Annotated in this window: 12 protein-coding genes; 5 read left to right on the top strand and 7 right to left on the bottom strand. The window is 60.3% G+C overall.

All coding sequences use genetic code 11. The annotated features are described in order from the left end of the window. Nucleotides 1-55: 55 nt before the first annotated feature. A complete protein-coding gene (locus tag CPA59_RS15600) occupies nt 56-907 on the top strand; it encodes an A24 family peptidase (protein WP_107760868.1) in 852 nt (283 codons plus the stop codon). A 177-nt stretch (nt 908-1,084) separates the two neighbouring features. On the opposite strand, the gene ypdK is transcribed toward CPA59_RS15600, so the two are convergent. Continuing rightward, complete coding sequence (ypdK, locus tag CPA59_RS23330) at nt 1,085-1,159, bottom strand: membrane protein YpdK (protein WP_099327210.1); 75 nt, start codon at nt 1,157-1,159, stop codon at nt 1,085-1,087. Nucleotides 1,160-1,429: 270 nt separating this feature from the next. Here ypdK and CPA59_RS15590 point away from each other — a divergent pair, with 270 nt between their 5' ends. The 3 genes from CPA59_RS15590 to CPA59_RS15580 all read left to right on the top strand — a co-directional run bounded on the left by CPA59_RS15590 (nt 1,430) and on the right by CPA59_RS15580 (nt 4,207). Next, nucleotides 1,430-1,924 carry a YbaK/prolyl-tRNA synthetase associated domain-containing protein gene (locus CPA59_RS15590; protein ID WP_038919708.1) on the top strand — a complete coding sequence of 165 codons (495 nt, stop codon included), beginning with the start codon at nt 1,430-1,432 and terminating at the stop codon, nt 1,922-1,924. 318 nt (nt 1,925-2,242) lie between these two features. After that, on the top strand, nt 2,243-2,815 hold the full coding sequence (locus tag CPA59_RS15585; protein ID WP_038919706.1) for an alpha/beta hydrolase: 573 nt from the start codon (nt 2,243-2,245) through the stop codon (nt 2,813-2,815). 333 nt (nt 2,816-3,148) lie between these two features. Then, the gene (locus CPA59_RS15580) at nt 3,149-4,207 is read left to right on the top strand and encodes an alkene reductase (RefSeq protein ID WP_107759976.1); all 1,059 of its coding nucleotides are present in this window, start codon (nt 3,149-3,151) and stop codon (nt 4,205-4,207) included. A 376-nt stretch (nt 4,208-4,583) separates the two neighbouring features. On the opposite strand, the gene CPA59_RS15570 is transcribed toward CPA59_RS15580, so the two are convergent. The 6 genes from CPA59_RS15570 to CPA59_RS15545 form a co-directional block, all read right to left on the bottom strand. Further along, nucleotides 4,584-5,000: a hotdog fold thioesterase gene (locus CPA59_RS15570; protein ID WP_022634261.1), complete on the bottom strand. Its 417-nt coding sequence runs from the start codon at nt 4,998-5,000 to the stop codon at nt 4,584-4,586. 23 nt (nt 5,001-5,023) lie between these two features. After that, the gene (gene dhbA / locus CPA59_RS15565) at nt 5,024-5,782 is read right to left on the bottom strand and encodes a 2,3-dihydro-2,3-dihydroxybenzoate dehydrogenase (protein ID WP_107759974.1); all 759 of its coding nucleotides are present in this window, start codon (nt 5,780-5,782) and stop codon (nt 5,024-5,026) included. Continuing rightward, nucleotides 5,779-6,654 (bottom strand): isochorismatase family protein, encoded by an 876-nt coding sequence (locus CPA59_RS15560; RefSeq protein WP_038667287.1) that lies wholly within the window; start codon nt 6,652-6,654, stop codon nt 5,779-5,781. Before CPA59_RS15560 ends, dhbA begins: the two co-directional genes overlap by 4 nt. 3 nt (nt 6,655-6,657) lie before the next feature. Beyond that, nucleotides 6,658-8,286, bottom strand: coding sequence for a (2,3-dihydroxybenzoyl)adenylate synthase (locus CPA59_RS15555; protein ID WP_107759972.1), 1,629 nt, complete (start codon nt 8,284-8,286; stop codon nt 6,658-6,660). Then, nucleotides 8,283-9,470: an isochorismate synthase gene (locus CPA59_RS15550; RefSeq protein ID WP_107759970.1), complete on the bottom strand. Its 1,188-nt coding sequence runs from the start codon at nt 9,468-9,470 to the stop codon at nt 8,283-8,285. Before CPA59_RS15550 ends, CPA59_RS15555 begins: the two co-directional genes overlap by 4 nt. Nucleotides 9,471-9,553: 83 nt before the next feature. Continuing rightward, on the bottom strand, nt 9,554-11,761 hold the full coding sequence (locus CPA59_RS15545; RefSeq protein ID WP_107759968.1) for a TonB-dependent siderophore receptor: 2,208 nt from the start codon (nt 11,759-11,761) through the stop codon (nt 9,554-9,556). A gap of 313 nt (nt 11,762-12,074) precedes the next feature. On the opposite strand from CPA59_RS15545, the gene fes reads away from it, so the two are divergent. Continuing rightward, entirely contained in the window at nt 12,075-13,382 is a 1,308-nt protein-coding gene (fes, locus tag CPA59_RS15540; protein ID WP_107759966.1) for an enterochelin esterase, read from the top strand. The last annotated feature ends 55 nt before the right edge of the window (nt 13,383-13,437 follow it).

Here is a 13,437-nt window from a genome sequence, read left to right as displayed (position 1 = left end):
GCTGGCGTCTTGTGTCAGCATACCGGGCCATCAGGGATCGGGATGGGAGAACAACATGGATCTGATCGCCTTTGCCAGCGCATTTCCGCGTATCTGGCTGACGGCGTTGTTATTGCTGGGGCTGATTACCGGCAGTTTTCTCAACGTGGTGATCCACCGACTGCCGGTGATGCTGGAAAGGCGCTGGCAGCAGGAAGCGCGTTTTCAGCTCGGTCAGCCCGTTGGCGCGCCGTCTTCCCGTTATGACCTTTGCTGGCCGCCATCGTCCTGTCCTCATTGTCATCAACGACTGCGTGTGCGCGACAACATTCCGCTGCTGAGCTGGATATGGCTACGCGGGCGCGCCCATTGCTGTGGCGGCGCGATATCCTGGCGCTATCCGTTGATTGAGTTGCTGTCCGGGTTATCGTTTCTGTTGGCCGGGCTGCTTTGGCCGCCGGGGCTGGCGTTGCTGGGGGCGTTGCTGTGTTTTGGCATGCTGCTGACACTGGCTGCTATCGACGCCCGAACCCAGTTACTGCCGGATGTCATGACCCTCCCGCTGCTATGGGGCGGTTTGCTGTTTAATCTGGCGGATACCTTTGTGCCGCTTGAGCAGGCCGTGGTCGGCGCGATGGCGGGCTATCTGTCGCTGTGGCTGATTTACTGGGCATTTCGTCTGCTGAGCGGGCGTGAAGCGCTGGGGCAGGGGGATTTCAAATTACTGGCCGCGCTGGGCGCCTGGCTGGGCTGGCAGGCGCTGCCGAATCTGGTGTTGATTGCCTCGTTGTCTGGATTGGTGGCGACACTGTTGTGGCGGCGCGTGCGCCGTATCAATATGCAGCAGCCGCTGGCGTTTGGCCCCTGGCTGGCGGTGGGCGGCGCAATCAGTCTGGTGCTGAATGTGCTGGGAGGCTGGAGTCACTGAGCCGTCACCGGTCGTTGCTAGGCGGCGCTGAGCACCGGAAATCCCCATAAAAAAACAGGCTGGCAGAGTGGCGCCAGCCTGTCGTTTGTTCGTCTTTCGTGTGTGCCTGATAATTATTTTTTGTTGTTGCCCCGACAGGAGCCACCTGTCGAAGTGGATGGTGAAATACCGTCAGGGTTATTCCAGCATCAGTAAAAAAGTGCCTACCCACAAAAACAGAATAAATGAAACTCCCATGAACAAGTACTTCACTGATTTCTCTCCAGCAGTATCACGCCAGCAATGATTCCGATTGTGCGTTTCACCGTTCGGGAACTGCCTGGTTCTGAGCCGTTCCCCCAGCCATCGCTGCCATTTGCAGACAGATGACGGAATCGGCGCTAAATCTACGCTGGGTCAGGGGCGAAATTCAAGAGGAACGGCTTTAAATCCGATGGGGATAGCATTAAAAAGCATTGACGGCACGCTGCCCGCCAGGCGAAAGGCAGCGGTTTGCCGATGTTGAGAACAACGGATCAGATTATGCCGACAAACACCATTTTTGAGCAGTTGTGCCAGCGCCTTGAACAGGAGCGGGCGCGTTATCGGGTCGTGCATCACGACAGCGCCGGGCGCTCGGAGGAGGTGGCGCGGATACGCGGCACCGAACTGGGGCAGGGGGCCAAGGCGCTGGTCTGCCATGTCAAGGGTAATGGCCTGCGCCAGCATGTGCTGGCGGTATTGCCGGCAGACCAACAGGCGGATTTAACCCGTCTGGCGCAGGCGTTGGGCGGCACCCGCGCGTCGCTGGCCAGTCCGGCGGAGGTCGACGCCCTAACGCACTGTGTGTTCGGCGCCATTCCGCCATTCAGTTTTCATGCTGATTTGCTGCTGGTGGCCGACCCGATGCTGTTTACCCGCTTTGATGAACTGGCGTTTAATGCGGGATCGCTGACCTGCTCGGTGATTCTTAATACCGACGATTACCGGCGTATCGCCAGCCCGCGCGAGCTGGCGTTTTCCCGCCTATCCGGGTAGGCCAAAAAGAGACGCCTCAACAGGTGTCTGGTGTAAAAAGCACAATAACTCAGCCGGATAAGCCGGTCAGGCGGCGTACTTGAATGAGGCGTGGCTGCGAAGGGAGAGCGAATGCGGGTCGCGCGACTAGGGGGCTGGTTAGCGGCACGAATAATTAAGGAACACAGTCTAGGATACAAATCGGGAATCACGTGGTAGGCTGTAAGCCGGTGCTGATATTGTTATCAGATTGTAATGAATAGGGTGTAAGGGACGACGGTAGCACTGATGGTGTCCGTGTCACCCTGGCAGGCAATCAACAGGGAGACACAGAACCTGATGCAGACAACAGAAGTAGACCAGCGTCTGACGGACATCGACCCGCGCCTGATCATGGTGTTGGTGCCGGGGCTGCGCGACAGTGATGAAGAGCACTGGCAGAGCCACTGGGAGCGGCGGTTTCCGTTCTGGCGGCGTATTCGCCAGAAAGAGTGGTATCAGGCGGATCTGGACCGGTGGGTGCTGGCGATTCGCCGCGAACTGGCGGCCTGTGATCGGCCGGCGGTGTTGATTGGTCACAGCTTTGGCGCGCTAGCCGCCTGTCATGTGGTCCAGCAAGGTATGGAAGGTATCGCCGGCGTGATGCTGGTGGCGCCGGCTGAACCCATGCGCTTTGAAATTGAAGATCGTATTCAGGCCGAACGACTGGCGGTGCCCAGTCTGGCGTTCGCCAGCCACAACGACCCGTTAATGACGTTTTCCCGCGCTGAATACTGGGCGCACGCCTGGGGCAGCGATCTGGTTGATGTCGGCGAGGGCGGTCACATTAATGCGGAGTCGGGGTTCGGCAAATGGGAATACGGATTGCAGCGGCTGGCCGCCTTTGCCGGGCAACTCGCGCCGGCAACCTGATATCGCTCCGGCGTGCGGGGACGTAAGCACACGTCTTCGCCGCGTTATAACCGTTTACCCTGTTATAACCATTTACCGCGTTATAATTATTCACCTCGTTATAATCATTCACCTCGTTATAATCATTCACCTCGTTATAACCAATATGCTGCCATTAGCACCGAATGGTCTGGCAGCGCTCTTCACGATGGTGTATATCCCTATTCCTTCTATTTATTACGCTGATGCCACGAATCGTCAGGCGGTGTCACCGTCCGATGCGGACAATGACGCCGTAGCCGTTCGTTGAGTTCAGCCGTTCACTTGTTGGGTGTCAACGAAAAGGAAAAAGCTATGCCAGATTTGTTTGATCCAATCCATATTGGCGCTATCAAGGCAGAAAACCGTATTGTCATGGCGCCGCTGACCCGCATGCGCGCTTTCGACCAGCGGATCCCCAGCGCGTTATCACTGGACTATTACGTTCAGCGCGCCAGCGCCGGGATGATCCTGACTGAGGCTACTGCCGTCACTCCGCAGGGCGTCGGCTATCCCAATACGCCGGGGATCTGGTCGGACGAACAGATCGAGGGCTGGAGCCGCATCAATGCGGCGGTACACGCGGCGGGCGGCAAAATGGTGCTGCAAATGTGGCACGTGGGGCGCATTTCCGACCCTGTTTATCTGGATGGCGAATTGCCGGTGGCGCCCAGCGCCATTGCGGCGGAAGGGCACGTGGCGACCATTCGTCCGTACAAGTCTTATGTGGTGCCGCGAGCGCTGGAAACCGAAGAAGTGGCCGCTATCGTGGAGGATTTTCGCCGGGCGGCGGAAAACGCCAAACGCGCTGGCTTTGACGGCGTGGAAATTCATGCCGCCAACGGTTATCTGTTCGACCAGTTCCTGCATGACGGCTCCAACCTGCGCACCGACCAGTACGGCGGTTCCATCGCTAACCGGGCGCGTTTTCTGTTGGATACGGTGGACGCCGTACTGACCGTGTGGCCGGCGGATCGGGTCGGCGTGCACCTGAATACCATGTCCAACACGCACTCCGTGCAGGATTCCGACCCGCAGGCGCTGTTCGGCTATGTGGCTGAGCAACTGAACGATCGCCAACTGGCGTTCATCTTTGTGCGTGAAGCGCTGGATACGCCGCAGCGCATTCTGCCGCTGATTCGCAAAACGTTCAGCGGCGTGGTGATCGCCAACGATGGTCTGACCCGTGGCGCCGCTGAGCAACTGCTGGCGGACGGCGAGGCGGATGCGGTGTCGTTTGGCCGGGTCTATATTTCCAACCCGGATCTGGTTGAACGCCTGCGTCGCGGCGCGCCGCTCAACGAGCTGAACAGTAATACTATCTATGGACCGGGCGCGGAAGGTTACACCGATTACCCGGCGCTGGCGGAGTAACAAGCAATAGTCCTTAAGTACAGGATAAAGCATTTTTCCGGCGTCAAAAACTGTGCTGAGGTGAACGACTTCGCCGGATGCGCGGCAGGGAAGCCGCGCAAGCCCGTGCCGCGTCTGGAACGCGTCACGGGTGGTCCGAATAGCGAAGTCGAGCACCGAAGGCACCGCGAAGCGGCACAGTTTAGCCCCCAGCCAGAGGTCAAGGAGAGGCGGCGTTTGAGCCTCTTCTTGTCGTGCGTGCGATGAAGCGGCAAAGAAATGACACCGCTTATCCCGCACGAAACTATTCACTGACCGGACAAGCTTCACCATTCATAAAACAACATAGCTGTTTGTCAACAGCCTCAAAGGAGGCCATTGGCCTCCTTTCTTACATTTACGGCTGAATAACGGCCGTGGTCAGCCGGGCGATGCAGCAGCGCCGCTGGCGCTCGTCCACGATCTCTATCTGCCAGACCTGCGTCTGGCGGCCCAGATGCAACGGTTGGCAGATGCCCCGAACCTCGCCCTGCGCTACCGCCCGCAGGTGGCTGGCGTTGATTTCTACGCCGACCACGCTGGCGCCCGGTTCGGTACAGAGCCAGCCCGCCACCGACCCCAGCGATTCCGCCAGCACTACTGAGGCGCCGCCGTGCAGCAGGCCGAACGGTTGCCGGGTGCGGGCGTCCACCGGTAGGGTTGCTTCCAGACTGTTGTCCGTCATGTGGGTAAAGCGGATACCCAGATGGGACACCATGCAGTCATCGCTCATCTGATTGAGCGCCTCCAGTGAGGTGGCGCGTTTCCAGATCATGCTCATTTCTCCATGAAAACCGGTCATGCGCCCAGCGTGGCGCCGCCGTCGATTACCATATCCTGTAGCGTAACGTGGCTGGCGAGATCGGAAGCCAGAAACAGCACCGCATCGGTGATTTCGCGCGGATGGGCGATTTTGCCGAGCGGAATCCCCAGTTTGAACTGCTCGGGAAAACCGGCGATGGTGTGTTGTTCCGAGGCGGGTGAATGCCACAGGCTGCGTTGCATCGGCGTGTCGGTGGAGCCGGGCGACACCAGATTGCAACGCACGCCGTATGGCGCCAGCTCCAGCCCAACGGTCAGGCACAGGCTGCGCAGCGCCGCTTTGGACGCACAATAGGCCGCCATGCCGGCCCGCGGTACATGCGCGGCGTTGGAGCCAATCGAGACAATCGCGCCGCTGCGTTGCCGTTGAAACTGCGGGATCAGCGCCTGAAACAGGTGAAAGGCGCCGCCGGCGTTAACATTCAGGCAATCCTGCCAGTCCTGCTGACTGAGCGCTTCGGTCTGGCCCATGCGCAGGATGCCGGCGCCGTTCACCAGCACATCCAGACGCAGTGTTTGCGCCAGCAGCGTCGCGCAGACATCGGCAACGCTAGCCGCGTTGCTGATATCCAATTCGATGGCGCGAAACGGCGGTTTGTCGGCGGAAAAGGCGCAGTCGAATCCGGTGACGGTAGCGCCCGCGTCGGCGAAACGACAGGCAGTGTCATAACCGATGCCGCGTCCGGCGCCGGTCACCCACACCTGTTTGCCGCTGAAATCCAGCGTGACACTCATGCTTCCTCCCGCTGAGGCTGACTGAGCAGTTGGTGCCAGTGGCGCAGCGTGGGGTTTTTCACCAGCGCCACGAAGTCGAGGTCATGTCCCTGCTGACGCCAGCGGGTAACCAGCGACATGATGCGCACCGAATCCAGCCCGTAGTCCAGCAGGTTGTCGTCGTCGCCGATGTCATCGTCGTCATCCAGCAGCGGCAGCAGCTCGGCGCGCAAACGCGCCAGGCCGTCATCCGCCTGCGGGGCGAGCGCCTCCAGCAGTTGCCCGCTGGTCAGCACCCGGCCGCAACGCCCGGCGGTGTAACGCAGCGCCATCAGGTGCTCTTCCTGAGAGAAATCCGCCAGCGCGTCGGCGATCATAAACGGCTTGATATCACGCATAAACGCGTCGGTAGCGGTGGTCAGACAACCGATGTGCGCGTATACCCCGCAGATAATCAGCTGATCGCGGCCTGTCGCTTTCAGTCGTTGTTCCAGATCGGAACGGTGGAACGCGCTGTAGCGCCATTTCACCAGCACGGTGTCGTCCACGTCCGGCGTCAGGGCCGCGGCGATTTGCTGTTGATCCGGGTGACGGTTCAGGCCCGGCCCCCACATGTCGTTGAGCAGCGCCCGGTCGGCGTCGCTCTGCTGGTTGGGTTGCGCGGTGTAGAACACCGGAATGCCTTGCTGGCGGCACGCCTGACGGATGAGCGCGACATTGGCGACCAGCTGCTCGGTCAGCGGGCTGTTTTCTCCCCAGAAATTGAGGAAATAATTCTGCATATCGTGAATCAGCAGGGCGGCTCGCGAAGCATCGACCGGCCAGTTAACCTTGTTGACCGGCAATTGCTCCACGCCGGGAAGCGGGTAGGCGTTCAGTTTTGGAATAGCCATGGTTTATTCTCCTGCGGCGGCGGCCGCCACGTGCTGTTGCGCCAGCTGGCGTAACCGCTGTTTATCGACTTTGCCCACTGCGGTTTCCGGCAGGGTAGGCAGTTGTTCAAATCGGTCCGGCAGTTTGTAGTCGGCGATGCCCTGTTCGCGCAGATGGCGACGCAGCGCCACCGCTTTGAGCGGTTCGCGGGTGACCAGAAACGCGCAGCTTTTCTCGCCCATCATCGGGTCCGGCACCGCTACCAGTGCGGCGTTGATGACCGCCGGGTGACGCAGCAGCAGGTTCTCGATCTCCTCGGCGGCGATTTTTTCCCCGCCCCGGTTGATCTGATCTTTTTCGCGGCCCACCACCTGCAAATAGCCATCCGCCTGCTGGATCACCAGATCGCCGGAGCAGTAAAAACCGTCATCGTTAAATACCTGGCGGTTGTGCGCCGGGCTGCGGTAGTAACCCCGAAAGGTGTAAGGACCGCGCGTCATCAGTCGGCCGGGCTCGCCGTGCGGCAACGGGTTGCCATCGGCATCGGCCACCCACACTTCGTCATCGTCGCTGATCGGGCAGCCCTGAGTGGTGAAACTGTGGGCATCGTCGTCGTCCAGCCGGGTGTAGTTCACCAGTCCTTCCGCCATGCCGAACACCTGTTGCAGCTGACAGCCCAGTTCCGCCGGCACCCGTCGCGCCAGCGCTTCGCTTAAACGCGCGCCGCCGACCTGCAATACCTGCAGACTTGCCAGCGCGCGGCGATCGCCGGATAACGCCACCGCTTCCAGCCACAGCGTGACGGCGGGCGGCACCAGCGCGGTCAGCGTGATCTGGTGTCGGGCAATCAGCGGGAAACAGCAGCTTGGGCTGGGGTCGCTCGCCAGCACCACCGTGCCGCCGGCGTAGAACACGCCCAGCGCGCCCGGCGAACTGAGCGGATAGTTGTGGGCGGCAGGCAGGGCGCACAGAAAGCGGGTGTGCGCGTCGACCCGACAAATCTCCACGCTGCCGCGAATGCTGTAGTAGTAATCGTTGTGGGTGCGGGGGATCAGCTTCGGCGTGCCGGTGCTGCCGCCGGAAAGCTGGAAGAACGCCACCTGATCGGCGGGTGTCGGCGTGGCGGCCAGCAGGTCGCCGTCTTCCAGCAACAGCTGCGACAGCGCCTGCGCTGAGTCGGCATCGCCCCGCAGAATCACCTGCTGCAGCGACGGACAGCGCCGGCGCAGTTCGTCGATAAAGCTATCGTCGGCAAACAGCGGATGGCTGCGATCGGCGATCAACAGCGTCGGGGCTATCTGGTCGGCGTAGGCGCACAGCTCGCTGCGCTGATGGCTGAACAGTGCATTTACCGGCACGATGCCGGCGCGCAGCAGTGCGAAGTAAGTCAGATAGAATTCGGCGACGTTGCCCAACTGCACCAGCGCGGTCTGCCCCGGTTTGATCCCCCGGCGTTGCAGCGCGCAAGCCAGTTGCGTCACCTGCTGATTCATCTGTCGGTAACTGATGGCGCGTTCGCCGCAGATCAACGCGGTGTCGTCATTGTCGGCGTGTCGGGTCAGGATGTCGCCCAGCGGCACATCCTGCCAGTAACCCCGTTCGCGATAGCGCTGTTCCAGCTCGGGCGGCCAGCGGGTGAATTCAATCATCATGCTGCACACTCCTGATCCTGTCGCAGACCAAATGCGCGCAGCATGGTGCTCAATTTAACGCCGGTTTCGTGCCACTCGGACACCGGCTGGGAATCCGGCACGATGCCTGCGCCGGCAAACAGCCGTACCCGATTTTGTCGGACTTCGCCGCAGCGAATGGTGACGACCCACTGACCGTTGCCTTCATCATCGCACCAGCCGACGATGCCGCCGAACAGCCCGCGCGAGAACGGCTCCAGTTGGGCGATGCGATCTCTGGCGGCTTCGAAAGGTACGCCGCACAGCGCCGGCGTGGGGTGCAGCAGGCAGGCGATGGACAGCGCGTTTTCCTGCGGGTCCAGCACGTCGCCCTGAATCCGGGTAGCCAGATGCCACAGTACCGGCGTGCTGAGTAGCTCCGGCGTGTCCGGAATGGTCAGCGTCCGGCAGCGTGAGGCCAGTACCCGGCGGATGTCATCGGTCACCAGCCGGTGCTCGTGGCGATCTTTGGCCGACGCCATCAGCATGCGGCGCAGGCGCTGGTCTTCCACCGGGTCGTCGCTGCGGCGGGCCGAGCCGGCCAGCGGTTGCGACACAATATGATGGCCCTGCTTGTTCAGCAGCAGTTCCGGGCTGGCTCCCAGCAGCGCGCCCTGTTCCAGCGGCACGTGGAAGTTATAGCTCCACGGGTTCTGGCGGTTGAGTTGCAGCAGCAGGCGAATCGAATCCAGCGGTTGCTCGGTATCGATATCCAGCAGGCGGGACAGCACGATCTTGTTCAGCTCGCCGCTGCGGGTCGCGGCGACCCCGGCGCTGACCATCTGGCAAAACGCATCCTGCTCCGGCATTTCGCGTATCTGACGCACGGTCAGCGGCGACGCGGACGGCGTGTCGTGCTGCAACGTCTCGCGTGCGAACCAGTGGGACTGTTGCGGCACGAACAGCCTGGCGGGCTGGCGTTTGTCGAACGGGATGGCGCCAACCAGCAACGGCCGGGCGATACCGTCCTGCCGGGCGCGGGCAAACAGCGTTTTTACCTGTTGCTGAACGTCGCCTTGCAGGTGACCGCCGTCTGCCACTGCCGTCGCCAGAGTGGCGTAACATCCGCGGGCATGCAGGCTGTTGTCGGGGGACAGAAACAGAAAATCATCGTGCTGAAGCGTGCGTGCATCCAGCGATGAAGAGGTGGCTGCGAGCGTTGACACGGGGGTTATCCTTATGTCGTGAGTGAACAAAATGGTGGCGCGCAGGCGTCACCGCAGGGCGGGAAACCCCGCCCTGCCGCGTATTACCAGCTGTAGCTAACCGTGGCGACGACCGTGCGTCCGCTGCCGTAGAAGCAGGCGGCATCGCCGCCGCACGACGCCACATAGCGCTTATCGGTCAGGTTGTTGACGTTCAGCTGTACCGCAGCGCCTTTCAGTTGCGAGGCGAGCGAGCCCAGTTCATAACGCGCCATCGCGTCGTACAGGGTGTAAGCCGGTACCTTGAAGCTCTCCGCGTTATCGCCGTAGGTAGAACCGATATAACGCACGCCGGTGCCCAGCGTGACGCCTTTCAGCGGACCATTCTGGAAGCTGTAGCTGCCCCAGGCGGAAGCGGAATGACGTGGAATGGATGACGGCGCTTTGTTGACCTGGCTGGCGGTGTAGCTTTCCTTGGTGACCGCATCGGTATAGGTGTAGGCCGCCATCAGGTTGATTTCCGGCGTCAGTTGCGAGTGAACTTCGGTTTCCACCCCTTTGGATTTCACCTTACCGATCTGCTCGTTGTATTTAGTCACGCTGTTGTACGACGTGATGTTTTTCTGCGTGATATCGAACAGCGATACGGTCAGCAGGGTATTACTGCCCTTGGGCTGGAATTTCACCCCCACTTCCTTCTGCTCACCGGTGGTCGGTTTAAAGGCTGGCGTGCCCGGCGCGCCGGAATCCAGGTTGGGTTCGAACGAGGTGCTGTAGCTGGCGTACGGTGAAATGCCGTTGTCGAAGGCGTACAGCAGACCAGCGCGGCCGGTGAATTTGCTGTCGTTTTGCTGGGTCGTGGTGCTGGTGGTGCGATCCTGCGTACGTATTTCGCTCCAGTCATGACGGCCGGACAGCAGCAGGTTCCACTGGTTCCATTCCATCTGGTCTTGCAGATAAACGCCGACCTGATCGAGTTTTTTCTTGTAAGACTGGTTCAGTGCTAACTGACTGTCGCTGACCAGATAAGAACCGCCGTAGCTGGGGTTCGCCCAGTCAAAGTTGTACTGGTCGCCCATGTTGCGCCAGTAGTTGTAATCACGGTCCTGCCATTTGTAATCCAGGCCGCCCAGCAGGGTATGCTCCACCTCGCCGGTTGCCAGTTTGACCTTGATCTGGTTATCCAACCCGATTTCATCGGCGTCCAGCTCCTCACGTACCTGACGGCGGGCCAGCGAAGTGTCGGAAATTTCCGGTTTGCTCGTACTATAAACCAGATACTTGTAGCGCTCCCGCAACTGGGAGTAGCGAAGGTTTTGCTGGAAGGAAACGTTGTCATTGAAGGAATGATCGAAAATATAACCGATGCCGATCTGTTCGCGTTTTGAGCGGTTGTAGTTAGGGTCGCTGACATTCAGGTCTTCTGGAATATAGCCAGCGCTGGCTTCGGTCACCGTACCGATTTTCGGCAGGAAATTGCGGTAACCGGCCTTCGGATCGTTCTGGTAGCTGGTCAGCAGCGTAAAGCTGGTGTCGCTGTTAGGCAGCCAGGTGATCGCCGGCGCGATGGCGACGCGTTTCTCTTTGTAATCCTTGACGAATTCATCGCGGGTGCTGGCGATGCCGTTGAGGCGATACAGCAGGGTTTTGTCGTCGTTGAGCGCGCCGCCGAAGTCAAACGCCGCTTCGCCCAAATGCTGGTTGCCGGCGCTGAATTGCACCTTGCGGATGGTTTCAGCGGTCGGGCGTTTGCTGGTCATGCTGATCAGCCCGCCGGGGTTAACCTGGCCGTACAGCACCGAGGCCGGGCCGTGCACCAGTTCCACTCGCTCCAGCAACCAGGGGTCGATTTTCCCCAGCGCGGCGCCCTGACCGCTCAGGCCGTAGCTCAGGCCGTCGAGGAATTTCGGCGCGTAGCGGAAACCGCGGGCGATCACTTCATCGTTGCGGTTGGAAGAACCACGATAGTTGGTGACTACGCCGCTGGAGTAGTTCAGCGCGTCAGAAACAGAGGAAACCGCCTGCGCATCCATCTGGTCGCGGGTCACGACGGTGACCGCTTGCGGGGTTTTTATCAGCGGCGTGCTGGTTTTGGTGCCGGAGGCGCTTTCTTTCGCCACGATGCCTTTCAGCGGCGCGGTGACGCTTTCACCGGCGTTGGCCGACACAATCATGGTATCGGTGCTGGTGGTGTCGGCCGCCTGCGCGTGCGCCGCCATCAGCAGAGTGGAAGCCAGCACGGCTGGCATCGCCTTTTTATTTCCCTGCCAAGACTTTAATTTTTTTAATTGTTTATTCCTGGTGCTATGCATCAGTTATCCCCTCCTGTGAAAGACCTTATTTTTTGTGTGTTTCAGGCTTTATATTCACCGGTCTTGTCATTCATCCCATTTAATCAATTAATTGACTTTAAATTCATCAGGTTAATTTTTGGTGGCGTGTTTTGTGACCGGAGTATGAGTTTGTTTATCCCGCCAAAAATCGGGAATTGCATCTTATTGCAAATGTAAATGGTTCTCAATATTATTTCTCTTGTCTATAGAATTGTAAATCATCTAACCAACTCATTAGCTTGGTTAACTAAATGTAAGAAAAACGTAAAGGGGCAGACCCCGGGAGGTTTTGATGCCGGCAGCACAGCCGTCAGGTTTCGCCGCAACACTTTTGTCATCGCCTCAGGCAGGGGAAGAGGTCTGGTGGCAACAGGTTGTCAGGTTGGGAACGCCACTGGTGGAAGTACAGGATGCCGGGCGGGTGCGGGTGACGTTTCTCTGGCGCGATCCGGACGGTGACGAACGCTATTCCGCCATCCGGCGGGTGTATGCCGATATCAACGGCGTGACCGATCACCACAGCACCGATCCGCAGAGTCTGGAACGGTTGCCCGGCACCGATGTCTGGCACTGGTCGATGAGCATCGAGCATGACTGGCGCGGCAGCTATTCCCTGATTCCCATCGTGGCGGCGCAACTGCCGCCGGTGTTTAGCGACGATGAGCAACTGCGTGACGAACAGCAGCGGGAGTGGTGGTGTTCGCTGTTTCCCTGCGCGATCGCCGATCCGCTCAATCCGGGCCAACCGTGGGGAGAACAACTGTCGGCCGCTCATATGCCGGCGGCGCCGTCGCAGCAGGCCTGGGGCGCGGTGGATAACGGCTCGGCGTTACCGCCGGATGCAGCCCGGCTGACGGTATTTGACTGGAAGAGCGAACAGCTCGACAACCAGCGCCGTATCTGGCTGTACACCACCGGCAGCAACGAAGCGCCGGCCCGGCGGCCGTTGTGCATTGTGCTGGACGGGCAGAAATGGGCACAGGAGACACCGTTATTTGCCGCGCTGGACGCGGAAACCGCACAGGGCAATCTGCCGCCTGCCGTCTGGCTGTTTATTGACGCCATTGACGGGGAAACCCGCTGCCGGGAACTGCCGTGCGATGCCGCCTTCTGGCAGGCGGTGCAGGATGAATTATTGCCGCAGGCGGCGCGACTGGCGCCGTTCAGCGACGACCCGGACCGCACTGTTGTATCTGGGCAGAGCTACGGCGGACTGGCGGCGCTGTACGCCGGTCTGCACTGGCCGCAGCGCTTCGGCCGCGTATTGACCCAGTCCGGCTCTTTCTGGTGGCCGAATCTGCAATTCATCACCGATTTCGACCTGCGCGACACGCTGGAACCCGGCGTGCTGGTCACGCAGGTAGGGCAGGGCGGACGGACGGCGTCGCCGCTGGTGATTTTTCAGGAAGCCGGGCGGCGCGAAGCCGATATCGCCTTCGTCAACCAACAGATGCATGACGTGCTGACGGCGGCGGGGCATCGGGTTCACCAGCGCGTGTATGCCGGTGGGCATGACACTCTGTGCTGGCGCGGCGGGTTGATTGACGGCTTCCGTTGGTTGCTGAGCGACGCGGGCTTACCGGCGGCGTCCCGGGATTAAGTATGCATGCTGCCGGCGTCTGACGGACGGCGGCGGCTCAATAACACGAGGTAAT

It is taken from the genome of Dickeya sp. Secpp 1600, assembly GCF_003049805.1.
GTDB classification, from domain to species: Bacteria; Pseudomonadota; Gammaproteobacteria; order Enterobacterales; family Enterobacteriaceae; genus Dickeya; species Dickeya fangzhongdai.
This window is presented reverse-complemented; position numbering and strand designations above follow the sequence as displayed.

What these genes read in the sequence shown, in the direction of transcription:
- CPA59_RS15555 (WP_107759972.1), bottom strand. Translation starts at nt 8,286, where the DNA reads ATGATGATTGAATTCACCCGCTGGCCGCCCGAGCTGGAACAGCGCTAT.
- CPA59_RS15600 (WP_107760868.1), top strand. Translation starts at nt 56, where the DNA reads ATGGATCTGATCGCCTTTGCCAGCGCATTTCCGCGTATCTGGCTGACG.
- CPA59_RS15545 (WP_107759968.1), bottom strand. Translation starts at nt 11,761, where the DNA reads ATGCATAGCACCAGGAATAAACAATTAAAAAAATTAAAGTCTTGGCAG.
- CPA59_RS15570 (WP_022634261.1), bottom strand. Translation starts at nt 5,000, where the DNA reads ATGATCTGGAAACGCGCCACCTCACTGGAGGCGCTCAATCAGATGAGC.
- CPA59_RS15580 (WP_107759976.1), top strand. Translation starts at nt 3,149, where the DNA reads ATGCCAGATTTGTTTGATCCAATCCATATTGGCGCTATCAAGGCAGAA.
- CPA59_RS15585 (WP_038919706.1), top strand. Translation starts at nt 2,243, where the DNA reads ATGCAGACAACAGAAGTAGACCAGCGTCTGACGGACATCGACCCGCGC.
- fes (WP_107759966.1), top strand. Translation starts at nt 12,075, where the DNA reads ATGCCGGCAGCACAGCCGTCAGGTTTCGCCGCAACACTTTTGTCATCG.
- CPA59_RS15590 (WP_038919708.1), top strand. Translation starts at nt 1,430, where the DNA reads ATGCCGACAAACACCATTTTTGAGCAGTTGTGCCAGCGCCTTGAACAG.
- dhbA (WP_107759974.1), bottom strand. Translation starts at nt 5,782, where the DNA reads ATGAGTGTCACGCTGGATTTCAGCGGCAAACAGGTGTGGGTGACCGGC.
- CPA59_RS15560 (WP_038667287.1), bottom strand. Translation starts at nt 6,654, where the DNA reads ATGGCTATTCCAAAACTGAACGCCTACCCGCTTCCCGGCGTGGAGCAA.